The following is a 525-nucleotide window of genomic DNA, read 5'->3' as shown; positions in this document are numbered from 1 at the left end:
GCTTGGATATGACATTGCGTCAAGAAGCGTCGAGATCAGAAACGAAACAGGCGATATCCTGCTCGTGTTGCCTTTTTCGGAAGCGATTAAGCGAATGGGCTAATCTACCTGGGGCGGAGCGGAAGACCCAGCAACTTTTCATATTCGCGCTCCGGCACTCCATAGCAGCCACCGGCAATTTCGATCAATTTTTCCCTGTCCATTATTCGCACGTTTCCTCGGGTCGATCGGATCGCGTGGACGCCCTCAAGGACGTGCAGTTCATTGGTGACGCCGGAACGCCGGACGCCGAGCATCAATGCCAGAAATTCATGGGTAATTGCCAGGTTGTTGCCTTCAAGGCGGTCGTGACACATCAGTATCCATCGAGCCAGCCGTTCGTGCATATTATAGCGGGCGTTGGCGAGCGCCGAATAGGCGAGCTGCAGCACGGTTGTGTGAACATAGCGAAGGAAGAACGCTTTCATCTCAGGATCATCGGCGAGCGCGCGCTGAAACGTCTCCATCGGCACCATAATTCCGGAG

Annotated in this window: 1 protein-coding gene; it reads right to left on the bottom strand. The window is 54.5% G+C overall.

Annotated features, from left to right (window positions below):
* Nucleotides 1-104: 104 nt before the first annotated feature.
* Nucleotides 105-525 (bottom strand): Crp/Fnr family transcriptional regulator (locus FY112_RS38225; RefSeq protein WP_246700794.1); only part of this gene is annotated, 421 nt, incomplete at its 5' end.

Origin of the sequence: Rhizobium sp. PEPV16, from assembly GCF_008919455.1 — a bacterium.
Classification (GTDB): domain Bacteria; phylum Pseudomonadota; class Alphaproteobacteria; order Rhizobiales; family Rhizobiaceae; genus Rhizobium; species Rhizobium leguminosarum_Q.
The sequence above is the reverse complement of the archived record's forward strand: the minus strand, read 5'-3'. Positions and strand labels throughout refer to the sequence as shown.